Source organism: Glaciihabitans tibetensis (assembly GCF_003003265.1).
In the GTDB taxonomy this organism is placed as follows: domain Bacteria; phylum Actinomycetota; class Actinomycetes; order Actinomycetales; family Microbacteriaceae; genus Glaciihabitans; species Glaciihabitans tibetensis.
Window position 1 is genome coordinate 99489 of sequence record NZ_PVTL01000004.1, and the last position, 24471, is coordinate 123959.

Consider the following 24471-nt stretch of genomic DNA (forward strand, 5'->3'; position numbering starts at 1 on the left):
CTTCATTGTTGATGGACTATTTGACGGGGAACTGTTAGGTGGAAGAGCTATGGAGAAAGAAGCCGTCGGAGTGGAAGGCCGGTCAACGGGGGGCTTCATTCTTTGACGGAGCCGGCCGCGAGCCCGGACTGCCAGAAACGTTGAAGTAGCAGGAATGCCACGATCAAAGGCACGATTGTCAGAAGCGACCCTGTGACCACGAGGTCGAAGATGGCCTGGCCGCCGACGGTCGACGCCTGCGCGTTCCATGCATTCAGACCGACAGTCAGCGGGTACCACTGCGGGTCCCTCAGCATGATCAGCGGGAGGAAGTAGTTGTTCCAGGTGGCGACGGTGGTGAACAGGAGTACCGTCACGGTCCCGGGCGCCAATAAGGGGAGCGCTACTTGCCAGAACGTTCGGAACTCCGATGAGCCGTCCATGCGGGCAGCCTCCAGGAGCTCGGTCGGCACGGCTTGGCTTGCAAACGTCCACATGAGGTACAGACCGAATGGCGAGATCAGGGAAGGGATTATGACTGACCAGGGAGTGTTGGTGATTCCGACCTGCGAGAACATGAGGAAGGTGGGGACAGCTAGCGCGGTTCCCGGCACGGCCACGGCGCCGATGACTACGGCGAAGATCGCTTTTTTGCCGCGGAACGTGAACTTCGCGAGTCCGTAGCCGCCCATTACCGCGAGCAAGGTTGCCCCGCCGGCGCCGACGACCACATACAACAATGTGTTGGCGAACCATCGCACGAAGATGCCGTCGTCATAGGTCAACGTGTTAGCGATGTTCTCGAACAGGGCGAAGGAGTTGCCGAAGGTGAACCCGAACGTCGAGAGCAGGTCATCCTGCGTTTTTGTCGACGAAATGAGGAGCCAAACCAGGGGGAGAATCGCGTAGATCAGCACCACCGCCGAGACCACGGTGAGCCAGATGCTCCGCCGCGGTCTGTCGATACTGGGGGCTTTGCGGGTGCGCAGCCGCGGGACGCTTGCCCGCGACTTGGACGGCGAGACCAATGGGGACGGCGCGGCGGCCGTGTTGCGAAGGGTCATGACTCGTCCTTTCGGATGCCGCGCAGCTGCACGACATAGGCGACAACCATGGTGATTACGCCCATGATGATTGCGACGGCGGCTGCGTAGTTGTACTGCTGGCCGCTGAACGACAGGTTGTAGGCGTACAGGTTCGGGGTGAAATACGTCGAGATCGCATTGGGCGCGATGCTCTGCAGGATGCTGGGCTCGTTGAAGAGCTGAAAGCTGCCGATGACCGAGAAAATCGTGGCCACCGCGATCGACCCGCGAATGGCGGGAAGTTTGATATGGCGGATGATGTGGCTTTGCGAGGCACCGTCCAACTCGGCCGCCTCGTACAGCGAGGTCGGGATCGTTCTCAGAGAGGAATAGAAGATCAACATGTTGTAACCCACAAACGACCAGGTCACGATGTTTCCAATGGCCAGCAGGATCCACTCGGGAGTCAATAGGTTGGGCAAAGACCACCCGAAGAAGTCGTTAACGTACCCCACAAGGCCGAATCGGGGACCATACATAAAGCCCCACATCAAGGCGGCAACGACGGCGGGTACCGCGTATGGCATAAACACAGCAATACGCAGAAAGTCCTTGCCGTACAGACGCGCGGAATCGATCGCGAGCGCGACGACCATCGCGATCCCCAACATGATCGGCACTTGGATGACGAGGAAGAGGCTGACGCGCCCCACGCCGGACCAGAACTGGGCATCGGTGAAAGCCTGAACGTAGTTGTCGAACCCTACGAACTGAGTGTCACCGACCAGTTGCGCACGGAACAGGCTGATGTAGAGCGAATAGACGATGGGCGCGATGAAGACGACTGCGAATACGAGCATGAACGGTCCTACAAAGCCCCATCCGCGCCAGGACGGGCGGTTAGACCGTTTACGACTTCGATCAGGCTGCGTGCCGATCGCGGCGGCACTCACCGCGGCTCCCGGCTGAACACTTCATGCATCGCACTGGGATACGAGTTCACGATATCTCCTTTGATATGAACCCCTTGGGACAAGGGCAAGTTGACTACGTAGTCAAACCCGGTTTATAGGAGAGTAGGAGCAATTGACTACGGTGTCAAGCTCGTATTGGATTCAGATGTTCGTCGCGGATGCGTTCGTCGATACGGTAGTGGACACCACCAATCCCCCGGATGCGAAGCAACCACCGCAATAACGAAGCAATGGCCCACTGCCCGAAGGCGTCGACGTCGCGATCGTCGTAGAGACCTTCGAGAACGCCAACTTCTTTACCCCGACGAATTCTCGTCTGGCTCATCTGACGGCCATAAATGCTCTTGCTCCTGCGCAACTGGGGCCTTGTCTTCGTCGGAAACTTCGCGGGCGCGTTGACCACTGCCCGGCTTATGGCCATCGTCTTCACCTTCGGATTCTCGTCCGAAGTCAGCGAAGCGTGCCCGGCGATTGGACTCATCGGCGAAGGACGAACGGTCGGGTACGCCGACCACGGACTCGCCGGCATGCTCACGCTGTTTGTGTGCGGAGCGCTTTGGAACTGGTTGGTGTCAACGGGTGTCGTCGGAGCGATGATGTCAACGAGCCTCCCCGGCAAAGTCATCGCAATGTGGATGCCGATCATGCTGTTTTTCTACAGGGGATTCGTGCACTCGGTCGTGAACATGCTCCTGTTCCCCATCGGCCTCATGCTTGGCGGAAACTTCACCATCGGCGACTATCTGATCTGGAACGGAATTCCGACCGTGATCGACAACTTGGTCGGCGGGCTGACGTTTGTCGGACTGGTCATCTACGCCACCCACGTGCGGACCGCGCCGTCACGAGACTTGGGGATCAAGGTCGGATCGACGCACAGCACCGGACGACTCCGGTGAAGTCGACGGTCAACGGGTGAGCCGATGACCGTCTCACTCCTCCGTGTGCCCGAGCGACGCTGTTCCAACGAACCGGGCCACGTCTCGAGTGCCTCGCTCGAGCTCGACTACGACCACTGAGTTCTCCCCCGCGCGTACGACCGGTCCCGGCACGTAGAGGGTCTGTTGTGGGCCGGTGCGCCAGTAGCGACCGAGGAAGAAGCCGTTCACGAAGGCATACCCTTTGCCCCAGTGGCTCGTGTCGAGGAACAGGTCGGTGGAGGCGTCGAGGGTGAAGGTGCCGCGGAGGGTTGAGCGTGCGGACGCTCGGTAGGGCGGCGTCGACTGCGGCGCAGCGACATCCGCCTGCTGTCCGAGAAGGGCGACATCGATGGGGGTGGCGGACCAGCCTTCGAGCGGGAGGCCTGCCAACAGGGGTGTTCCGATGAGGCCCTTGTGCTCGCCGATGCGCTCGGCGTAGTTGACGCGTCCCTGTTCTTCGACCAGGACGGTCAGGGTGTGGCCGGGCGGGAGCACGATCGAGCGCTGCTGGAGGGTGCGCGAGAGGGTTCCGACGGGCAGTCCGTCGACCTCGACCCAGGCGTGGTCGCGCACCTCGTCGACCTCGAAGAGCTCGCTTCGCTGCATCGGCGGGAGGTCGACCTCGTAGAGAACCAGGGCGCTGATCTGCTCGAGGTCCTCGAACGTCGGAGGGGTGGAGGTGTTGGTGCTGGTGCTGGTGCTGGTGCGAGCGGATGCCTCGGGGGCGGTCACGGTCGGGGTCCAGTCCCCCGCAACGACAAGGGCGACCTCGAACGCGGGAGCGGGCGGGGCGACCACGGGCGTCTCCGCCGGAACCGGCGCATACCGCGCGATCACGTCGCGGAAGGCGAAGTACTTCTCGGTCGGATTGCCGGCCTCGTCGAGGGGCGCGTCGTAGTCGTAGGAGGTGGCGATCGGCAGGTAGCGGCCCTTGTGGTTGGCGCCGTTGGTGAGGCCGAAGTTGGTTCCGCCGTGGAACATGTAGAAGTTGACGGATGCGCCGGAGCCGAGCAGGGCGTCGAGTTCGTTCGCGGCCTCCTCGGCGGAGGTGACGTGGTGGTGGGATCCCCACCAGTCGAACCAGCCGTCCCAGAACTCCGCGCACATCAGCGGTCCGGTGGGCTGGTGCTCGCGTAGGGTGGCGAGCCGGTCGACGGCGCGGGAGCCGAAGGAAGCGGTGAGGTGCACGCCGGGCAGGCTGCCGTCGCTCAGCATCGCGTCGGTGGGCTGGTCGATCGTGGTGAGCGGCACGGTGATGTCCGAGTCGCGGGTGACGGTCACGAGTTCGCGGAGGTAGTTCTTGTCGGAACCGTAGGCGCCGTACTCGTTCTCGATCTGCACCAGGATCACGGGGCCGCCGCGGTCGATCTGGCGGGGCGCGACGATGTCATACACCTGGCGCAGGTAGCGGGTCACCTCGGCGAGGTACTGCGGCTCGGAGCGGCGCAGCCCCACACCGTCGATGCTGGTGAGCCAGACGGGCAGGCCCCCGTTGTGCCATTCGGCGCAGATGTAGGGGCCGGGGCGAACGATCGCATGCATGCCCGCCTCGGCCACGAGATCGAGGAAGCGGGCGAGATCGTTGGACCCCGTGACATCCCACACCCCCCTTTTCGGCTCGTGGGCGTTCCACGCCACATAGGTCTCGATCGTGTTCAAACCCATGGCGCGAGCCTTCTGGATGCGGTCGGCCCACAGATCGGGGTGAACGCGGAAGTAGTGGATCGCTCCGGACAGCACCCGGAACGGTTCGCCGTTCAGCAGGAAGTCGGTGTCGCCGAAGGTGAAGTTCGTCATGACGTCAGGCACGGACGGACGTTACCAGCAGCGCGGCGAGCTTGTCGAGCTGGGCCGGGTCTTCGAGCGCGGAGCCCACGGCCGCGACCCGCACCCCGGCGTCGAGGAAGGACTGGACGTTGCTCGCGTCGAGTCCGCCGGTTGCCACAAACCGCACCTGCGGGAACGGGCCGCGGATGTGCTTAAACCAGTCGGTTCCCAGCCACTGCGCGGGGAACGCCTTGAGCCAGCGAAGTCCAAGACTGGAGGCGAGCTGCACCTCGCTGGGAGTCGAGACGCCAGGGAGGATGGGGATGCCGAGGCGCTGCGCCTCGAGCACAACTCGCGGGTCGAGGCCGGGCGAGACGAGGTAGCGGGCCCCCGCGCCGACCGCGAGGGCGATCTGGTCGGGCGAGACGATGGTTCCGGCGCCGACGATTTTGCCGCGTTCCTCGCCGAGGCGGGCCACTTCGCGGAGCGCCACGACGTCGTCGGCGTTCTGGATTGTCACCTCGACCGAGTCGATGCCGAGGTCCCAGGCGGTGGTCGCGAGTTTCACCGCGCGCTCGACGCCGGTGCCGCGGAGGATCGCCATCAGGGGTGCGCGGGCGAAGATCTCGTCGAACCACGCGGCGGTGGATTCGGTGGCGATGCTGGGCTCGGCGGCATCCACCGGTGAAATGAAGGTCTGATCGCTCATTGCAGCACGCTTTCGTTGCTCGGGGTCTGAGGCCGGTGTGAGGCGTCGCCGATGGGTTCGCTCGGGGCATTGCCGAGTTCTCGCGGGGCGTCGCCGACGGAGTCGCCGGTGGTTTGGAGGGTGAGTGCGGCGCGGTGGTGCCCGGCCCGGAGCCGGTCGCGCGGGGGCAGCCCGTCGAGCAGGGCCGCGAGGTAGCCGCCGGCGAAGGCATCCCCCGCGCCGACAACATCGACGACCGAGACCACGTGGGACGGCTCGAAGAACTCGTCGTCCGACGAATTAGGTCCGCTGAGGTACACGGATGCGCCGATGTCGCCGTCCTTGACGACAAGCTCGGGCACCTCGGAGAATTTCGCTCGGATGGCGGCGGGTTCCACCGTTCCCCACAGGCTCTCGGCTTCGTCGCGTCCGGTGAACACGAGGTCTGCCCGGCGGGCCAGCGACTCGAGCACGGCCGCAGCCGCGGCGCAGTCCCACAGGGCGAGCCGGTGGTTGACGTCGAAGCTCACCAGCACTCCGGCTTCGCGCGCACGATCGATCATGCGGTCGAGAAACTCCGCGGCCGAGGGAGAGATCGCCGCGGTGATTCCGGAGACATGCAGGATGCGCACGCCGACCAGGGAGACCGCGTCGGCGTCCTCCGCGGTGAGGCACGAGGCCGCGGAGCCCGCCCGGTAGTACCGAACGCCGTGGCCGGGGTCTTTGAAGTACACCCCGGTGGGGTTGTTCGGGTCGAAGACGACGGACGAGACATCCACCTGTCGCTCAGAGAGCTGCGCCACCACCCGGTGCCCGAGGGAGTCGTCTCCGAGGCGGCTGAACCAGGCCGCGCGATGTCCGAGGGCCGCCACGTGCGCGGCGACGTTGGACTCGGCGCCGCCCGCGTCGAGGCGGAAGTGCTGCGCCTCGCCCAGGCGATCGCCCGCGTGAGGTGCCACCATCGCCATCGTTTCGCCGACCGCGAGCAGCTCGGGCGCGAGGGCCGAGCCGGGCGCGACGCCAGCGCCGTGCGGGTCAGGCGAATCGGGTGCCTCGGACATCGCGGGGATCACTTCAGCTCGGAAACCGGCGCCGCGTCCATGTCGTCGAACGCCTGGTTCTCGCCGGCCATCGCCCACACGAACGAGTACGCAGAGGTGCCGACGCCGGAGTGCAGCGACCAGCTCGGCGAGATGATCGCCTGGCGGTCGGCAACCACGAGGTGACGCGTTTCGTCACGCTCGCCGAGCAGGTGGATGACGCGGGCGTCTTCGGGAAGGTCGAAGTAGAGGTAGCACTCGGTACGACGGTCGTGGGTGTGGGCGGGCATCGTGTTCCACATGGATCCGGGGTGCAGCGAGGTGACCCCCATCACGATCTGGCAGGACTGCACGCCGTTCTCGTGGATGTACTGGTTGAGCGTGCGCCGGTTCGAGGTGACCTGGTCGCCCAGCTCGCGCACGGTTCCCTCGCCGGGCGAGACGAGCGCCGCCGGGTAGGAGGTGTGCGCGGGGGCGGAGAAGAGGTAGAACTGGGCGCCCGCTGCGGTGTCCGGCGAGGTGGTTTCTGACGCGACTGCGTCTGCGAATACGACCGAGCGGATGCCCCGTCCGAGGTACAGGCAGGCGCCAGTCACGAGGGTATAGACCTCGCCATCGGCGGTGACCGTTCCGGTGCCTCCGACGTTGATGATGCCGAGCTCACGGTGCTCGAGGAAGTAGTCGCTGCGAATCTCGGGGTAGCCCGTCAGCTCCAGGTCCGACCCGGCGGGTACCGCACCGCCGAGCACAATCCGATCGTGGTGCGTGTACGTGACGCGCACCTCGCCGGGCACAAACAGCTCGGGCACGAGGTACTGCGCCCGCAGGTCGCTCGTGGTCATGCCGGGGATCTGGGTCGGGTTGGTGGCGTATCGCTGGTCCATGGTGCTCCTCAGTGCTGGTTAGTGCTGGTCGGTGCTGGTGAAGTCGGTGCTGCGGGCGGCGCTCAGCGCACGAGCCAGCCGCCGTCGACCGGGATGATCGTTCCGGTGACGTAGGCCGCGGCGTCGGAGGAGAGGAAGACGAAGGCGCCCTGCAGGTCGGCGGGGGTGCCCCAGCGACCGACCGGGATGCGCGCGACGATCGAGCGTTCCCTCTCGACATCGGCGCGGAGCGCTGACGTGTTGTCGGTGGCCATGTAGCCGGGGGCGATCGCGTTCACGGTGACACCGGACGCTGCCCACTCGCTCGCGAGAGCCTTGGTGAGTCCGGCAACCGCGTGCTTCGACGCGGTGTACGCGACCACGTTGATGCCACCCTGGAAGGTGAGCATCGACGCGACGTTGATGATGCGTCCGCTGCCCTGCGCGACCATATGGCGGCCGGCGGCCTGCGAGAGGTGGAACACCGCGTCGAGGTTGATCGACAGCACGTCGTCCCAGTCGGTGGCGCTGTAGTCCACGGCGGGCGAGCGCCGGATCGTGCCGGCGTTGTTGATCAGGATGTCGACGGTGCCGAGCTCGGCGATGACCTCGGTGACGGCCGAGGTGAGCTCCTCCGGCGTGGCAGAGATCAGGTCGCGTTGCACCACGAACGCCCGACGCCCGAGCGCCCGAATCTGTTCGGCCGTGTCGGTGGGGTCTCCGCGATCGAGCAACGCGACATCCGCCCCCGCCTCAGCAAGCGCGATCGCCGCAGCCTGACCGAGCCCGCGGGTGGACCCGGTGACGAGCGCCACCTTGCCATCAAGGCGGAATGAATCAAGAATCATGGTTCTCCTCGGGTGAGTCGGAGGCCGGTGAGTCGGCGGCGGGCGGGTCGATGAAGGTCGTGGTCAGTTCGCCGAGGCCGGCGACCCGCACGGTGACCGAGTCGCCGTGTTCGAGCCGGCGGTAGGCGGCGAGTGCCTCGGGCAGCTTCTGCGGGCTGCCAGTCGAGATGACGTCGCCGGGCTCCAGAGTCATCACGGTGCTGAGGTAGTGCACGACGTACGCCATCGGAAAGATCATGGTGGACGTGCTCTGCGACACCGTCACCACGCCCTCGCGCAGTACCTCGACGAGCAGGTCGTGCGGGTCGGCGATCTCGTCGGCGGTCACGAGCGTCGGGCCGAGCGGGCCGAAACCGTCGAAGCATTTGCCGAGTTCCCACTGGCTCGTCCTGCCCTGCCAGTGGCGGTCGGACACATCGTTGAACAGGGCGTAGCCGGCGACGTAGTCCATGGCCGACTCCAGCGGAACCTCCCGAGCGCGCGTGCCGATCACCAGGGCGATCTCGCCCTCGTAGTCGACATCGCGGGTCGCGGCGGCCAACACCACCGGGTCGGTAGCCGACGCCAGCACGTTCGGGGTCTTCACAAACACGTCCGGATACTCCGGGTCGCCGGCCGTGGGGTCCTCCCCCGCGCGCACGTGTCCGCGATAGTTGTAGCCGAGACAGATGATCTTGCCGGGACGCACGGGCGGCAGCAGCTTGACATCTGCCAGCAGCGGCAGCGCGGCGGTTTCTTCTGTGGCAGCGGCGACTGCGGCCTTGGCAGCGGCCAGCGCCGATGCATCCGCCACAATTTCGACGACGGTGGATGCCCCGTGGCAGAGTTCCGGCGAAAGCTCCAGCACACGATCGCCACCGACACTGGCGATCACAGCCCCGGGCCGCGCGCCGAGCGGGTGTGCATAGGTGATCAGGCGCATGAACGTGCCCCTCCCGTTTGCGGCCCCATCACCAGAACGGCTTCCAGCCGGGAAGGGCGACGCGAGTGAGGGCCTCGAGATAAAAGTAGTCCCCCCACAGGGTTCCCTCGTCAACGCCATTCTTCTTCGGAAGGTCGTAGACGCTGTGCAGCAGCAGCGCGTCGGAGTCCTGCGACCGCGCCGGGGTGTAGTTCTCGATGAGCGAGGCGAGGATCGTGTGGGCGGCATCGGAGGCGACCGCGGCACGGGCCTTGTCGGGTTCGAGGCCGGCGAGCTCGAGCAGCCCGCAGACGGCGATCGCGCCAGAGGAACTGTCGCGGGGGGCGTCGCTGCCGTCGGTGTAGACGAGGTCCCAGAAGGGAACGGAGTCGGCCGGAAGGTGCGCGACGAAGTACTCGGCGCAGCGCCAGGCCGCCTCGAGCAGCAGCGGATCGCCGGTGGCACGGTAGTTGAGGGCAAACCCGTAGATTCCCCACGCTTGCCCGCGCGCCCAGCACGAGTCGTCGCCGGCTCCCTGCTCGGTCGCGCCGTACAGCGGCGCTCCGGTATCGACGTCCCAATAAAAGGTATGGAAAGTCGAGTTGTCCGGGCGCAGGATGTGCTCGCGCAGCTGCGCGGTGTGACGGCGCACCGCGCTCGCGTAGCGGTCGTCGCCGGTCTGTTCGGTCGCCCAGGTGAGCAGGGGCATGTTCATCAGGCTGTCGACGATCGTGCGGCCGCGCTGCCGGGGGTCGGTGAGATCGCCCCAGGCCTGAATGATGCCGGCGGGTTCGAGCAGGCGTCGCATCAGGTGGTCGGCAGCCAGCAGCCCGGCCTCTCGAGCGTCATCGTCGTTCAGCAGCCGCCAGGCGGGCACGGTCGAGAGGGTGTATAGAAAGCCGAGATCGTGGGTGTCGAGGTCTTTTTCGTCGCGAACCCGCGCGGCGAAGTCGGCGGCGTGCCGCTGGGCTGCACCGAGAAAAACATCCTCTCCGGTGAGCTCGTAGGCCAGCCACTCGAGGCCGCTCCAGAAGCTGGTGGTCCAGCCGCGGTTGCCGCCGAGCGGAAAGTCCGCGGTGGCCGGACGCAGCTGGTAGCGCCCATCGGTCGTGGTGTCGTCGGGATAGTCGTCGCCGAAGGTGGCGATGTTTCTGCGCACCGTTTCGAGCGCGGCGCTGAGGGCAACATCTGCCGCCGAGGCGGTGGTGTCCTGCGTAAAGGGGGTCGTCATCGTGAAAATCCTTAGGTTCGGTCCGGCTAAACGGCCGGAGCCTCTTCGACTTCGAGGACGGGCAGGAGGGAGTACCGCGAGTTCGCCCAGGCGAGATACAGCGCCGGGGCGGCGGTGAGCCCGAGAGCCACCGCGGGCAGGGAGGTGAACAGCACAATCTGGGTTGCGAGCACCGCCAACGAGACGATCGTGAGGTGCCAGTTGCGAACGCCCAGGTAGATGCTCGCCTTGACCACATCGCGCAGGCGGGCCCGGGGCTCGTCGGCGATCGCGACGAGACTGAGCAGACCCGTGGCGGCAACGAGTGCCGTGAGTACGCCGAGTGCCGGCACCACCGCGATCGCCAGCGGGCTGTCGGAGAAGAAACGGATGTCAGCGAGGAAGATCACCACGATGCCCGTCACGGCGGCACCCACCACGAGGGAGTGGCGCCAGGTGGTGCGCCACGCGGCGAGGAAGGTGCGCGCCGGGGTGACTCCCCCGCGACCGAACGCCCGGAAGGTGGCGAACGCGGCGGTCAGTCCCGGAGCACACAGCGGCGCCGCGGCGGCCAGCATCGGCCACGACAGTGCCGGGTCGGTGGTGATCAGCAGGATCACCAACGGCAGGCACGAAACCACGAGCAGCACATTGGTGATGAGGGCCAAATAGATGACTCCGGCGATCATCGTGTAGGTGCCGTGCGAGATGCGCTTCATGGTGCTCAGCCCTTCATCCCGCTGGTGGCGATGCCCTCAACGAAGTACTTCTGGCCGAGCAGGAAGATGATCGCGATGGGGATCACCGAGATGACGAGGCCCGCGAACAGCAGGGCGTAGTTGGTGTCGTACAGGCTGCTGACGAAGCTCTTGAGTCCGAGCTGGATCGTCCAGAGGTCGGGGTTGCGCAGGTAGATAAGAGGACCGAGGTAGTCGTTCCAGGTGTTGACGAAGGTCAGCAGGGCGAGGCTGGCGAGGGCCGGAATCGACAGCGGAAGCATGATCCTCCGCCAGATGCCGTACTCGCTGAGCCCATCGAGCCGGGCGGCCTCCGAGAGGTCCTCCGGAATGGTTTCGTAGAACTGCTTCATCAAAAACACCCCGAATGCTCCGAACGCCTGCAGCAGCACGATTGCCCACAGGGTGTTCGATACCTTCAGCTCCGACAGCAGGATGAACTGCGGAATCATGTAGGACTGCCACGGCACGGCAATGGTGCCGATGTAGACGAGGAACAGGGCGTCGCGACCGGGGAAGCGGATGCGGGCGAACCCGTAGGCCGCGAACGACCCGGTGAGCACCTGCAGGAACGTCACCACCACCGACAGAAACAGCGTGTTGCGCAACCACGTGACCATGTCGGACTGTGTCCAGATCTCGACGTAGTTGTTCCAGACGAAGACCTCCGGCACCCAGGTCACCGGAATCGAGAACACCTCGTTCGCGGTCTTCAGCGAGCTGGCGATCATCCAGATGAAAGGCGCGAACAGCCCGGCCGCGGCAACAATGAGCACGAGGTAGAGGCCTATGCGGCCGATTCGACGCCAGGGGGATGCCGCGCGCGCGGGCCGCGGCGGCGGGGAGGAATCGGCGAGCTTGCGAAGAGCACGCGCATCCTCGGGGGGAGCCAAGAGTCCGGTCATCAGACGCTCCTTTTCTTATTGAGGAGGAACTGGGCGACCGTCACGATGATGCACATAAAGAACAGTGCGACCGAGGCGGCGGAGGCGTAGCCGAACTGGCTTTCCTCGAATCCCTTGGTGTAGATGAACTGCGACAGGACGAGGGTCGATTGGCCGGGGCCGCCCTCGGTCATCACGAGGATGAGGTCGAAGATCTTGAACGAGTTGATCGTGAGCATCACCGTCACAAAGAACGTGGTCGGCCGAAGCGACGGCAGGGTCACGTTGAAGAAGCGCTGGATGGTGCTTGCCCCGTCGACGCGAGCGGCTTCGTGCAGCTCGCGGGGAACGGTCTGGAGGCCCGCGAGAAACAGGATCATGTAGTAGCCCATGTCGCGCCAGGTGCTGACGATGACCACGGCCGGCATCGCCCAGTCTGACGAGGTGAGCCAGCCGGGTGGGTTCTCCATACCGAAGAAGCGGAGGATCTCGTTGATCGGTCCGTAGTCGGGACTGAACAGCAGGTTCCAGACGATCGCGATGGCGACAATCGAGGTGATGTACGGGAAAAACGCGGCGGTGCGGAAGAACGCGACGCCCCGGAGTTTGTTGTTGAGCAGCAGCGCCAGGCCCAGCGCGACCACGAAGGTCAGCGGGATATGTAGCGCCGAGTAGTAGAGCGTGTTGAGCAGGGCGATGCGGAAGCTGCCGTCACCGACCAGGCGCTCGAAGTTGTCGAACCCGACCCAGTTCGCGGTGCCGAACACGTTCCAGTTCGTCATCGACATGTAGAACAGCACAACGATGGGAACGAGGGTCAGCAGCGCAAATCCGAGAAAGTTCGGAAGGATGAAGCTCCACCCCAGCAGGGTGTTGCGCATGGCGAGCCGAGAGCGGCGGCGCTGGCCGGACGGCCTCGGCGGCCGTGCGGCGACTTTTGTGGCGTCAGTGGTCGCCATGGGTGATCTCCTTCGATCTGAGGAAGAGGTGCGGGGGTGGTGGCCGACGCGAAGCGCGGAATGCGCCCGCGTCGGCCACCGGGGTGGAACTAGTCGATGTCGACTTCATTCTTGAAGCGCTCTTCGGCCGTTTTGATGGCGCCCGCGATGGGCTCGGAGCCCGACATGACCGCCGTGTGGAGGTCAAGCAGAACGTTCTGGATTGCCGCGGTGTCGCTCGACGTCGGGTTTTCCGGAAGCGTCTCGTGGGTGGAGATGGCGAACCGTGAGAGTTCGTCTTCCGGCGTGCCCTCGACCGAGAAGTAGGTCTCGACGACGGCGTCGTTCAGCAGCGCCGGCATGATTCCGATGGCGGCCAGGGACTGGGCCCCTTCCTCCCCCGCGGCGTACGCGAGGAAGTCCTTCGCCGCCTCCAGCTCGGCGCCCTCGACCGCGGCGTTGATGCCGAGGCCGGTCGGGTCGCCGAAGGTGACGGGAACGTTGTCGATACCGGCGGTGGAGTCGTCGTACTGCGGGGCGGGCGCTATACCCCAGTCGAAGGCATCCGCTTCGCCTGCGGCCTGCTGGGCGATGAGGGTGGCGACAAACCAGGATCCCATCGGCAGCATCGCGGCCTTCTGCTTGCCGAACTCGCCCTGGTAGGTGAGCTGGTTGGCGTTGCGGGTGTTGAAGTCCACCTGCGCCTTGTCGTCCTGCAGCGCGAGCACTCGCTCGTAGTATTCCTCGAGGTGACCGAACTCGCCGCTCAGGATGTCGGCGTCGGGCACCTGCGCATTGGCGAAGCCCTGCACGGTCGACTGCCAGCCGTGCTGGTAGCCACCGAAGGCGCCGGTTCCGGCCAGCGCGGTCGCGAGGTCTTCCTCGGTGTCGGCGTAGTCATCCCACGTCCACGAGCCGTCGGGGTACTCCATACCGGCCTGGTCGAAGAGCGCCTTGTTGTAGAAGACGACCCACGAGTCCTGGCGGTACGGAACGGCATAGCTTGCGCCGTCGATGTCGTAGGCCTCGGTGCCGCCGATGTCCTCGGGCAGCTCCACGTCGGAGACGTCAACCAGCTGCGCGCCCTCCTGGAAGGTCGAGACGAATTTGACCTCCTTCTGCACGATGACGTCGGGCCCCGAGCCGGCCGCAAGGTCTGCGGTGAGCAGGGTGTTGTAGTTGAGCGGGTCGTACTCCTTGAGTTCGACCGTCACATCGGGGTTCTTCGCCATATAGCCGTCGGCGAGTACCTGGAACTCGGGGGTGGTGGCGAGGCTCCACCCCGACATGGAGATGGTGACGGGGCCGCCGGCTTCCGCGCCGTCATCCGCCGATTCCCCGCTGCACGAGGACAGTGCGAGGGAGGCCACCATGGCCACACCCGCTGCTACTACAAACTTGCGCTTCATTGCTGCTCCTTTGTGATTGCTACCAGAACCCGTTCTCGGATTCTGTTGTTCTACCGGTCTGTCCGTGAGGGACGGCGGTGCTTCGGAAGAAGGCTCGACGTTTCGCGGCCGTCCGGCCACACCACCTCGACCTCCCATTCATTTCCGTGGTCGAGGATCTCGACCGACGGAGACTGCTGATCGTCGGGCTCTGACCCGGGCAGCTGTGCCCCGGAGAGCGGTGCCCCCTGCAGCTGTGCCCCAGAGAGCTCGACAAGAACAGCCACCCAGTCGCCAGCGACGACCGGGAAGTCAAGAAACGGAACCGCGGCGACCGGTGCGAGCGGGGTCGCGTTCGGTCGAACCGCTACCTGCGGCACACCGGCATCCCCCTGCAGGCAGGAAATACGGCTGAGCAGGGTGCCCTCGGACGCCCAGGCCGCGTCGCCGGTTTCGCCGGTGATCGGGGCGATCCCGGCGAGGGGCCAGCCACCGATGCGCAAGCGAAGGGAGGCTGCGTCGAGGCCGGATTCGAGCGATTCGAGGCGGGCCAGGCGCACCTCCCAGGCACCCCGCACAAGCGAGTGCACGCTGAGGGGGCCCGCGACGGTGATCGCCCCGTCGAGGCCAGACCCGTGGCGGCGTCCGCCGAGCTCGGCAGTCACCCAGTGCGCGTCGGAGACGGAGGCGGCGATTGCGAGGGTGCCGTCGGCGTCGTCCTGGAGGCGCACCTCCGTGAGCTGCATCGCGGCCCGGTGCGTTGCCCGGCCGAGCGAGTCAACGATCGTCACCGACTGCTCGAGCGGGTTCTCCCACGCCTCGGTGTCGAGCAGCGGACTGGTGGCCGTTGAGTACCCCAGCCGCGCATACAGCGGTGAGTCCCCGACGAGGCTCCCGTCGGTTGCATGATCGGTGCCGTGGTTGATGACCCGAACGATTCCGTCTGCGGAGGTGCCCGAGACGATCCAGCCCGCGGCGTTCACGGTGAGCAGGGTGTCTGCGTTCTCGATGGGCAGGGGGGCGGATGTCGCGCTCCACACTTCGTGGTCAGCCGGCAGCATCACGCCGAGCAGTCCCTTCACCGCCCAATACGGTGACCCCGGCCCGGAGTAGGACTGCGCGAGGCCCCGCCACTCGTCGTGCCAGCCCATCGTCAGGATGCCGTCGGCGGTGGGCACGGTGTGCTCCGCGAAGTGGGCAACCACCTTGTTGGCGGCGTGACGCAGAGCGCCCGCAGACAGCGACGGCACCTCGGCGAGCACCCCCACCCAGAAGGGCGCGGCGGCGGCGAAGCGGTAGATCAGGCTTCGGCCCTGCAGCAGCGGAGATCCGTCGGCCCCGACGAGTGCGACGGCGTCGAGCAGAAACCGGTCGAGGGCGACGATGTCGGCGGCGGTGCGTCCGTTCGCGAGTTCCGACGCGCCCTGCATCCGGGACCACAGCACCGGATAGAGGTGCAGCGCCCAGCCGACGTAGTGATCGAACGAGCGCTCGTCACCGTCCGACATCCACCCCTCCGACCGGGCGAAGGTGTCGTGACGGGCGAGATCGTCGGCCACGTCGTCGGCAGACCAGGGCCCGCCGACCGAACGGAGGAATGTCTGCACCACGAGCCGGAACCAGACCCAGTTGGTCTGCGGGTAGGTGGTGTCTCCCACCACCGGCGAGAAGTAGTCGATCACGCGCTGCTGGGTGAGGTCGTCGAGGCGAGCCCAGATCCACGGGCGGGTCATGTCGAGGATGAGCGCGATCGATGCCGCTTCCACCTTCGCCTGGGCGTGCTCGTCGAGACGCACCCACCGGTCGGGTGCGGTCGGATCGACACCGGCGGTGATGCCGCGAGCATAGAACGCGGCGAGCTCCTCGATGGCGTCGCCCTGGCCGCGCTCGCCGACGATACGGAATCCTGCGAGCAGGAAGGTGCGGGCGAATCCCTCGAGACCGTCGATGGCGCGGCCGTAGCCGCCCTCGGCGCCGGGAGGGGTGATGCGTGCGTTGTTGGGCGAGGCGAAGGCCTGGGCTCCGGCGAGAACGCGGTCGGCGTAGGCGACCCACTCGGTGCGCGTCCAGTCGGCGGTGGCGGGGGCGGTGTCCGGGGTGACGGCGGTCTCGGAATCGGTCACAGGATCGGATCCACGACGGGGAGCTGTCGTCCGTGCATCGATCACCGAATTCTCCTTTGAATAGCCGTGTCAGTGTTTCAAACTTACGTCTCAGACTGACCGTTCTGGGAACATATCAATCTTTTTCAATCATTGCAAGCTTGTTTTGTTCGTGTCTGATCGTTTATGATCGTTTTATGCACACCCGTAACACCGAGCACAGCGACAGCACCAGCCACGCGGCATTCCGCGGGCACCTCACCGTCGCTCTTGAGCGCGAGGCGAACGCCCCCGTTGGCGGCCTCGCTGACGCCCTGCGGGATCTGCTGCGTTCCGCTCCCGCCAGCCTCCCCGTACTGCCCGCCCGGCACCGCGATCTCTGGGCCGCGGGCACCGGACACGCGGACGCGGTCACTGTGCACGACATCCTGACCCGCGCGGAGGACGACCTCGGAACGCCGTGGGGGGTGCCGCTGGCCAGCGCCGCCGCGCGCGTGCACCGCGACGGAAACCGCGACGAGTGGGAGGGCACGGTCTTCGCCCGGCAGCGCCGACTCAGCCGCGCAGTGGTCACAGCGGCGGTCACCCTGCAAGATCGGTGGATCGACGAGGTCGCCGACGGCGTTGTGCTGCTGTGCGAACAAAGCTCCTGGTGCTGGCCGGCACACGACGACACGATGGGTTCCCACGGAGCGATCCTGGCGACGATCACCGACCCGTTCCTCGACCTCGGTGCTGGCGAGGTCGCGGCGCAGCTCGCGTGGATCGACCACCTTCTCGGCACCCAGCTCGACGTTCGCTATCCCGGTTTGCGGGCACGGATCCGGCACGAGACCCGCACCCGGGTGCTCGATCCGTTTGTGCTCCGTCGGGATTGGCATTGGCTGGGCCTCGACGGCGACGTGCACAACTGGAATCCGTGGATCCACGGCAACGTGTTGGTGGCGGCGCTCCGCCTGATGGACGCGCCCGCGGAGCGCGACGACCGCGCTCGTGTGGTGGCGCTGGCCGTCGAGGGTCTCGACCGCTACGTCACCTCTCTTCCGGCCGACGGGGCGATCGATGAGGGCTACGCCTACTGGTGGAACGGCGCGTGCCGGGCCCTCGAAGCGCTCGATCTGCTGTCCTTCGCCACCCGCGGCGTGCTGGAGGTCACGGCGTCGATCCCCGCGCTGCGGGAGACGGTCGCGTTTCCGCACCGGATGCACCTCGGCGGCGACTGGTATCTCAACCTCGCCGACGGGCAGGCCCGGCCGCCCCGCGACCAACCCTGGCACTCGCTGCACCGCGCGGCGCGTCGCGTCGGTGACTCTTTCGCCGAGGCTCATGCCGCCGCGCACCGGGATCCCGAGCGCCCCGCCGCGAGTGAGACGGAAGGGCTCGGGCGGCTGCTTCGCGGCATCACTGATCCGGAGTGGCTGCGCGCGGTGCCGGCACCGTCGCCGCTGCCGCGCGACGTCTGGCTGCCGTCCACCCAGGTGCTGGTCGCCCGAGAGAACGAGGGTGTGTGCGACGGACTCGCCGTCGCCGCGAAGGGTGGCCACAACGCGGAGCACCACAACCACAACGACGTCGGTTCCTTCATCGTCGCCTCCGACGGCGTGCCGGTGATCGTCGACGCGGGACGCCCGACCTACACACTCGCCACCTTCGGCGCGGAGCGGTACTCCATCTGGACGATGCAGAGCTCGTGGCACAACGTGCCCGAGATACGCGGGGTGCCGCAGCCCGCCGGGGCCGAGGCCCGAGCATCCGATGTCGTGGTGCACGTCGACGAGCACTCCACCAGCCTGGGCCTCGACCTGGCGGCGGCGTACCCCGTGCCGGGCCTGGTGACCTGGCGGCGAGACATCCACCTCGATCGGGGCCTCTCCAAGATTGTGGTCGACGACCGCTGGACCCTCGAACCGTGGGGCAACGGCTCCCCCGCCGCGTCGTCGCCAGAGCCCCGCACAACGGTGCGCATGCTGCTCGCCGGTGAGGTGCAGCTCGACGACGGCTCGGCACTCGTCATCCCCGTCGACGGCGCGCCCGCCGTGCGCCTCCGCTGGCCGACCGGGGTGGCCGCCACGCTGGTTCCCCGTCCGCTCGACGACCCCCTGCTCAGCGATGTCTGGGGTTCGCATCTCACCCGTCTTGATCTTGATGTCACGGATCGAAACTCCCTCTCTGTCACGGTAGAAATGAACGAACCGAAAGCGCGGAACCCACGATGACAGACCAGATTCATCACACACCCCTGGCCAGCAGCCGGCGGACCCACGTGCTCGATGCGTTGCTGCGCGACGGCGCGGTGAGGATCTCGCAGCTCACGAACGAACTCGGTGTCGCTCCGGTGACGCTTCGCCGGGATCTCGCCCAAATGGAGAGCGAGGGACTGCTCGTGCGGGTGCACGGCGGGGCGGTTCCCACGAGCGACAGCGCCTCGGTGCGTGTGCCCAGCTTTGCCCTGCGTGCCCCCGTGATCGAGTCCGGCGCAAACGAACCGCCGACGGCTCAGGGCTCCATCGCCGTTCTCGTGCCGTCGCTGAACTACTACTGGCCCGGCGTTATGCGCGGCATGGAATCCGAGGTGGAGAAGCACGGCATGCGGGTTCTGCTCCGCGGTGCATCGTACGAACTGCAGGACGAACGCCCGGTGCTGGAGCGGCTGGTGCTCAGCGACGACGTTCGGGGCCTGATCGTGGCGCCGAACACGGAGACGCCGCATGCGCAGGATGTGATCCAGTGGCTGGCGGAGTGCGGAACCCCCAGCGTGTTGGTCGAACGCGACGCGGTGCTGCTGCCCGGCGGCACTCCGGTCGAGTCCGTCACCACCGACCATGCCCTCGGGGCCAAACTCGCCGCCCGCCACCTGGCGTCGCTCGGCCACCGCAAGGTGGGCCTGATGCTGTCGCGATTCTCGCCGACCTCGCGCAAGATCGCGGCCGGCTGGCAGGCTGCCTGCCTCGAGCTCGGGCTGACTCCCACCGACCACTTCGAGCGCATCCTGCCCGACCGCAGCAGCCCCGAGTTCTCCGCCGCGGTGGACGCGACGCTCGACATGGCGCTTCGCACCGGCATCACTGCCCTGCTGGTGCACTCGGATCCCGAGGCCATGGCCTTTGTCGACCTGGCGCTCACCCGCGGAATCTCCGTGCCCGACGACCTCTCGATCATCGCCTACGACGACGAGGTGGCGCAGCTGTTCTCGCCCGCCCTGACCGCCGTGAACCCGCCGCGGGCTGCCGTCGGCGAAGCGGCCGTCGACCTGTTGCTCAAGCGCATCGCCGACCCGACGCGACCGGTGCACCGCGTCACCCTGAGTCCGAGCCTGAACGTGCGCGGCTCGACCGCTCCCCCACGCACGCGCGCCGCTTCGGAGGGCTAGTCGGTGATGATCGATCGGTTTCAGTACTCCCCGTGGGATTTTTGGGCGAAGGCGGATGCCACGGCGCAGGCACAGCAAATCGCCACCCAGCGCGCCCTCACTGCCGAACGCCCCGGTGTCACGTTCGGCGGCGAGTGCTTCGTCTCCGACCTCGCCTCCGTCGACAACGACGAGTTGGCCCTCGGCGACCGCAGCTACATCGCGGCCGGAGCGTACCTGACGGGGTCGCTGTCCACCGGGCGGGACTGCAGCATCAACGCCTATACCGTTCTGCGCGGTGACGTTCGGATCGGCGACGCCGTGCGCATCGGAGCCCACACCTCGATTCTTGGCTTCAACCACACCATGTCGGACCCCGGGATCGAGATGTTCCGGCAGCCACTGACCACCGAAGGCATCCGCATCGGAAATGACGTGTGGATCGGCTCGCACGTCGTGATCCTCGACGGGGTCACCGTGGGCGACCAGTCGGTGCTCGCCGCGGGTGCCGTGGTGACGAAGGACGTGCCCGCCGGTGCGATCGTCGGAGGCAACCCGGCGAAGCTGATTCGCTGGCGAGTGCCGCAGGCAGATCATCCGCTCGCGCCGTCAGATCAGTCCCTCGCGCGTGCAGATCAGCCCCACGCGCCGGGCGATGTGGTCGTGACGTCGAACAACGACCTTGCGGCTCGGGTCGCGGCCTTCGCCGAGACGGCTCGAGCGCAGGCGGTGGCGCTGCTCGACCGCTCGTTCTCAGAGGAGACCGGCCTGTTCGTCGACCGCCCCGGTAACAGCCCCACCGTACGAGCCCAGTGCGACGCCATCGAAATTGCGGATCTGCTGCTCGACACCGCGCCGCCCCAGCTGCCGGCCGACCAGCAGCTCGAACGGTTGCGGGGATGGCAGGATGCCGCGACCGGCGCCGTCGCCTCCCTCGGCGCTGGCTCGATGCAGCTCGCTTCAGCCGGCTTTGACGACCCGGATGCCGCGTACCACGTGCTCTGCGTGGGCTACGCCCTGCAGCTCCTTGGCACCGGGTTTGCCCATCCGATCACGCTGGTGACCGCCGCCTCCGCGACCGACATCGCGGTGGCGATGAACGAGCTGCCCTGGACCACCAACGCGTGGGGCGCGGGGCACCAGGTGGATGCGTACGGCACTGCCCTGCACCTGAGCCGACTCCGCGGCGACGAGGTCCCAACGGGGACAACAGAGGCGCTCTTCGGGTGGCTGCTCACCCACGCCGACCCCACCACGGGAATGTGGGGCAGCCCCAATCGCGAAGACGGGCTACTGCAACTCGTCAACGGTTTTTACCGCGCCTCGCGGGGCACGTTCGCGCAGTTCGGACTGCCGGTGCCGTACCCCGAGCGAGTGATCGACACCGTGCTGCAGCACGCGCGCGACGAGCGCTTCTTCAGCGCGGGTCGGCAGAATGCCTGCAACGTGCTCGACATCGCGCACCCGCTGTGGCTCACCGCGGGTTCCGGCTACCGCTCCGAGGAGATCACGGCCCTCGCCTCGCGGCTCCTTAACGCGGCCCTCGATCACTGGAGCGATGGCGAGGGCTTCGGGTTCCGCGCACCCGCGCCACACCTGGCCGGCCTCGACGAGACGACTCCCGGCTTGCAGGGCACCGAGATGTGGCTCGCCATCATCTGGTATCTGTCAGATCTGGCGGGTGTCTCGGACGCTCTCGGATACCGCCCCCGCGGCATCCACCGACCCGAGCCGGCTCCACACTGACGACGCAGATCAGGAGAAGCGCAGTTTCTCCTATTACACTGGCCGCATAATGGACGACCCTCCCCATCACAGATCCCAGCCCCTAAGCCCGTTGACCTCAGTGGTCCGAGTTCAGGAAGGGGCGGAACATGAATGAGTGGATCATGGTCGGTATCGGCCTTGTCTTGACGGTCGGAACGGGCATGTTCGTCGCGTCCGAATTCGCTCTGGTGAACCTCGACAGAAATGACCTGGAGAAGCGCCAGGCGCGAGGCGAGAAACGTCTGGGACCCACCATCCGGGCGTTGAAAATCACCTCAACGCACCTGTCCGGGGCGCAACTCGGCATCACGATCACCACCCTTCTCACCGGCTACACCTTCGAGCCTGCGGTGAGCTCGATGCTTGAGGGGCCCCTCACAGCGCTCGGCATTCCGGCTGCGATCGTCCCCGGAATCGGCACGGTCATCGGGATCCTGCTTGCGACCTTGTTCTCCATGGTGATCGGTGAGCTGGTGCCGAAGAACTTTGCCCTCGCCCTTCCGCTGGCCACGGCTAAAGTCGTGGTGCCGTTCCAGAGCCTCTTTACCACGATCTTCAAGCCGATCATCGTCGGCTTCAACAACACGGCGAACGCCATTATCCGCTCATTCGGCATCGAGCCGAAGGAAGAACTCTCTGGCGCCCGCTCGGCCGAAGAGCTCGGGTCGCTGGTTCGCCGCTCGGCGATGGAAGGCTACCTCGACCAGGACCACGCCACCCTGCTCGGGCGGACCCTTCGCTTCTCTCAACATTCCGCCGAAGAAGTGATGACCCCGCGCGTTCAGGTGAGGTGGGTCGAGGCTGACCAAACCGCGGCAGCAATCGTCACTCTGTCGCACACGACCGGGTACTCGCGTTTTCCGGTGACCGGTGAGACGACGGACGACATTCTCGGAGTAGTCCACGTCAAGCAGGCCTTCGCCGTGGCGCTCAGCGAGCGGTCGACGGTCACCGCTCGTGACCTGATGGTCGAGCCGACCCGCGTACCGGAGTCGATGGAAGTAGAGACTTTGTTGGTGCTGCTGCGCCGCAGTGGGTTTCAGATCGCCATCGTCACCGACGAGTACGGCGGAACCGCCGGGATCGCCACCCTCGAAGACCTCGTGGAGGAAATCGTCGGCGAACTCGAAGACGAGCACGACCGCCACAAGCCCGGCCTCATTCGAGCCGGCAGCACCGTGACGTTCGACGCCGGATGGCGTGCGGACGAACTCCGTGAGCGTGCCGCAATCCTCGTGCCGGAATCGGACCACGAAACCATAGCCGGGTTCGTCACGGACGAGCTCGACCGCATCCCCGAGGTCGGCGACGAGGTTGGCATCCCGACGGGCACGCTTCGAGTCGAGCGCATCGACGGCGCTCGCGTGCTGCGGCTGAGCTACACCCCGAACGAACTACTAACCGACCCGCCCACGGCCAGCAAGCACGACCAGATCATCGACGAGATGAAGAAGGACCTGAAATGAGCGAGTACCTGCCCGGAATCATCTGGCTCGTTGTGCTGCTGGTCGTAAACGCCTTCTTCGTCGGTGCCGAGTTCGCCGTCATTTCCGCACGCCGATCGCAGATCGAACCTCGTGCGGAGGCCGGCAGTAAAGCGGCCAAGACCACGCTCTGGGCCATGGAGCACGCCACGCTGATGCTGGCCACCAGCCAGCTGGGCATCACGGTCTGCTCGCTCGTCATCCTCAACGTTTCCGAGCCAGCGATCCACCACCTGATCGAAATACCCCTCGGGCTCACCGCTCTCTCCGGAGAAGCGATCGGGGTCATCGGTTTCATCGTCGCACTGCTCCTCGTGACGTTCTTGCACGTCGTGATCGGAGAGATGGTGCCGAAAAACCTAGCATTTTCGGTGCCCGACCGCGCCGCGCTGCTGCTCGCGCCGCCGCTGGTGTTCGTGTCGAAGGTGTTCAGACCGATCATCGGCACGCTCAACTGGCTGGCGAACATGATCCTGCTGGCATTCCGGGTGCAGCCCAAAGACGAGGCCACCAGCACCTACACTCTCGATGAGGTGGCGAACATCGTCGAACAGTCCACCCGCGAGGGAGTGCTGGACGACGCGTCCGGCGCCCTCACCAACGCCTTCGAGTTCACCACGAAGAAGGTGGCTGATGTGCAGGTGTCGATCGCGGAGATGGTGCTGCTCCCAGCAACATCAACTCCCGCCGACATCCAAAAGGCGGTGGCAACGCACGGGTTCTCCCGCTACATCCTCACCAACGGCGGATCTGAGCCGACCGGCTACCTGCACCTCAAGGACGTGATGGATCTCACCGATCCCGTCGAGTTCACGACACCAGTGCCCGCGAAGCGAGTGCGCCGGCTCACCTCCGTGCTCGCCGAGTCCGACCTGGAAGACGCCCTCGCGTCGATGCGACGCGCGGGCTCACACGTCGCGAGATCTCTCGACGCGAGTGGCAACACCACCGGAGTGCTTTTCCTGGAGGACATCATCGAGGAGCTCGTCGGCGAGATCGAAGACGCGACGAGCAACTAGCGCGGCGGAAGCCGAACTTCACGCTGGGGGTGCGGGCTCAGCTTGCGTCGACGTGCAGTCGATGCGCTCCGCACGACAGACAACGAAACAGGTAACCGGCGAGCTCTCCCCCGGCCACAAGGTACCTGCGTAGCACCGCTGGATCCCACCGAAGCCCTCCGTTGACGTCGGCTGCGAAGTCCGGCTCGTGGAGATACTGCCCAAGGTCGGACGAACCGATATCTCCGATGAACGCGCAAGGGCGACCACAGTGTGAACGCCACTCTTCTTGCTGCCACGACGAGTAGGACGGGGTACGAGTAGCGACTTCCATAGCCTCGGCCACGTCCACCGTTGCGGGCAGCCCTGGATCAGACGGGATGCCGTCGATTGCGGTGTAACTGGAGAAATGACCATCGAAGACGCGCGCCGCGGTCCCGTCGGCGACGCACCAGGGGCAGATGTAATTCACTTCCTCAATCGAATAGAACGATGACGTGTAGCGCAGAGTGCGGCGCGACATGCAGGCCTCGCAAGTTCCTTCGACGGCCTCAAACACGCCTAAGTCATAGGCATTCGGATGAAACCGGAACACCGGGGGCACGTCAG

The 24471-nt window shown here is 66.1% G+C and carries 20 protein-coding genes and 2 pseudogenes; 6 read left to right on the forward strand and 16 right to left on the reverse strand.

The genetic code is table 11. The features are described 5' to 3' along the window. Positions 1–95 precede the first annotated feature (95 nt). The 3 genes from B0I08_RS08570 to B0I08_RS17580 all read right to left on the reverse strand — a co-directional run bounded on the left by B0I08_RS08570 (position 96) and on the right by B0I08_RS17580 (position 2303). Positions 96–1043 (reverse strand): carbohydrate ABC transporter permease, encoded by a 948-nt coding sequence (locus tag B0I08_RS08570; protein ID WP_106211840.1) that lies wholly within the window; start codon positions 1041–1043, stop codon positions 96–98. Next, positions 1040–1864, reverse strand: a complete 825-nt coding sequence (locus B0I08_RS08575; protein ID WP_106211842.1) for a carbohydrate ABC transporter permease — start codon at positions 1862–1864, stop codon at positions 1040–1042. The genes B0I08_RS08570 and B0I08_RS08575 overlap by 4 nt, the downstream gene beginning before the upstream one ends. A 238-nt stretch (positions 1865–2102) precedes the next feature. After that, positions 2103–2303 carry a hypothetical protein gene (locus tag B0I08_RS17580; RefSeq protein WP_146134369.1) on the reverse strand — a complete coding sequence of 67 codons (201 nt, stop codon included), beginning with the start codon at positions 2301–2303 and terminating at the stop codon, positions 2103–2105. Positions 2304–2325: 22 nt separating this feature from the next. On the opposite strand from B0I08_RS17580, the pseudogene B0I08_RS08580 reads away from it, so the two are divergent. Further along, positions 2326–2877, forward strand: a pseudogene (locus B0I08_RS08580) (formate/nitrite transporter family protein); the annotation flags it as partial. Between the two features lie 33 nt (positions 2878–2910). Here B0I08_RS08580 and B0I08_RS08585 read toward each other — a convergent pair. From B0I08_RS08585 to B0I08_RS08640, 12 genes are all read right to left on the reverse strand, one after another. Next, positions 2911–4695 carry a glycoside hydrolase family 35 protein gene (locus B0I08_RS08585; protein ID WP_106212278.1) on the reverse strand — a complete coding sequence of 595 codons (1785 nt, stop codon included), beginning with the start codon at positions 4693–4695 and terminating at the stop codon, positions 2911–2913. A gap of 4 nt (positions 4696–4699) precedes the next feature. Then, complete coding sequence (locus B0I08_RS08590) at positions 4700–5374, reverse strand: bifunctional 4-hydroxy-2-oxoglutarate aldolase/2-dehydro-3-deoxy-phosphogluconate aldolase (RefSeq protein ID WP_106211846.1); 675 nt, start codon at positions 5372–5374, stop codon at positions 4700–4702. After that, positions 5371–6414 (reverse strand): sugar kinase, encoded by a 1044-nt coding sequence (locus B0I08_RS08595; RefSeq protein ID WP_106211848.1) that lies wholly within the window; start codon positions 6412–6414, stop codon positions 5371–5373. Before B0I08_RS08595 ends, B0I08_RS08590 begins: the two co-directional genes overlap by 4 nt. Positions 6415–6422: 8 nt before the next feature. Beyond that, positions 6423–7277 (reverse strand): 5-dehydro-4-deoxy-D-glucuronate isomerase, encoded by an 855-nt coding sequence (kduI, locus tag B0I08_RS08600; RefSeq protein ID WP_106211850.1) that lies wholly within the window; start codon positions 7275–7277, stop codon positions 6423–6425. A 62-nt stretch (positions 7278–7339) separates the two neighbouring features. Next, positions 7340–8104: a 2-dehydro-3-deoxy-D-gluconate 5-dehydrogenase KduD gene (gene kduD / locus B0I08_RS08605; protein WP_106211852.1), complete on the reverse strand. Its 765-nt coding sequence runs from the start codon at positions 8102–8104 to the stop codon at positions 7340–7342. Next, on the reverse strand, positions 8094–9026 hold the full coding sequence (locus tag B0I08_RS08610; RefSeq protein ID WP_106211854.1) for a fumarylacetoacetate hydrolase family protein: 933 nt from the start codon (positions 9024–9026) through the stop codon (positions 8094–8096). Before B0I08_RS08610 ends, kduD begins: the two co-directional genes overlap by 11 nt. Before the next feature lie 28 nt (positions 9027–9054). Then, entirely contained in the window at positions 9055–10236 is a 1182-nt protein-coding gene (locus B0I08_RS08615; RefSeq protein WP_106211856.1) for a glycoside hydrolase family 88 protein, read from the reverse strand. Positions 10237–10262: 26 nt separating this feature from the next. Continuing rightward, positions 10263–10934, reverse strand: a complete 672-nt coding sequence (locus B0I08_RS08620; protein ID WP_106211858.1) for a YesL family protein — start codon at positions 10932–10934, stop codon at positions 10263–10265. Between the two features lie 5 nt (positions 10935–10939). After that, positions 10940–11857: a carbohydrate ABC transporter permease gene (locus B0I08_RS08625; protein ID WP_106211860.1), complete on the reverse strand. Its 918-nt coding sequence runs from the start codon at positions 11855–11857 to the stop codon at positions 10940–10942. After that, positions 11857–12795, reverse strand: coding sequence for a carbohydrate ABC transporter permease (locus B0I08_RS08630; RefSeq protein ID WP_106211862.1), 939 nt, complete (start codon positions 12793–12795; stop codon positions 11857–11859). The genes B0I08_RS08625 and B0I08_RS08630 overlap by 1 nt, the downstream gene beginning before the upstream one ends. 89 nt (positions 12796–12884) lie before the next feature. Further along, entirely contained in the window at positions 12885–14183 is a 1299-nt protein-coding gene (locus tag B0I08_RS08635) for an ABC transporter substrate-binding protein (protein ID WP_106211864.1), read from the reverse strand. A 50-nt stretch (positions 14184–14233) separates the two neighbouring features. After that, complete coding sequence (locus B0I08_RS08640; RefSeq protein WP_106211866.1) at positions 14234–16285, reverse strand: DUF2264 domain-containing protein; 2052 nt, start codon at positions 16283–16285, stop codon at positions 14234–14236. A 176-nt stretch (positions 16286–16461) separates the two neighbouring features. Between B0I08_RS08640 and B0I08_RS08645 the strand changes: the two genes are divergently transcribed. From B0I08_RS08645 to B0I08_RS08665, 5 genes and pseudogenes are all read left to right on the forward strand, one after another. Further along, complete coding sequence (locus tag B0I08_RS08645) at positions 16462–18480, forward strand: heparinase II/III domain-containing protein (protein WP_106211868.1); 2019 nt, start codon at positions 16462–16464, stop codon at positions 18478–18480. Then, positions 18477–19634, forward strand: coding sequence for a substrate-binding domain-containing protein (locus B0I08_RS08650; RefSeq protein WP_106211870.1), 1158 nt, complete (start codon positions 18477–18479; stop codon positions 19632–19634). The genes B0I08_RS08645 and B0I08_RS08650 overlap by 4 nt, the downstream gene beginning before the upstream one ends. A gap of 402 nt (positions 19635–20036) precedes the next feature. After that, positions 20037–20192: pseudogene (locus B0I08_RS18300) on the forward strand (DapH/DapD/GlmU-related protein); the annotation flags it as partial. A gap of 1295 nt (positions 20193–21487) precedes the next feature. Next, a complete protein-coding gene (locus B0I08_RS08660; RefSeq protein ID WP_106211874.1) occupies positions 21488–22846 on the forward strand; it encodes a hemolysin family protein in 1359 nt (452 codons plus the stop codon). Further along, the gene (locus B0I08_RS08665; protein WP_106211876.1) at positions 22843–23883 is read left to right on the forward strand and encodes a hemolysin family protein; all 1041 of its coding nucleotides are present in this window, start codon (positions 22843–22845) and stop codon (positions 23881–23883) included. Before B0I08_RS08660 ends, B0I08_RS08665 begins: the two co-directional genes overlap by 4 nt. 37 nt (positions 23884–23920) lie before the next feature. Here the strand turns inward: B0I08_RS08665 and B0I08_RS08670 are convergent, their stop codons facing one another. Then, positions 23921–24466 (reverse strand): CbrC family protein, encoded by a 546-nt coding sequence (locus B0I08_RS08670; protein WP_181243347.1) that lies wholly within the window; start codon positions 24464–24466, stop codon positions 23921–23923. Positions 24467–24471: the final 5 nt, after the last annotated feature.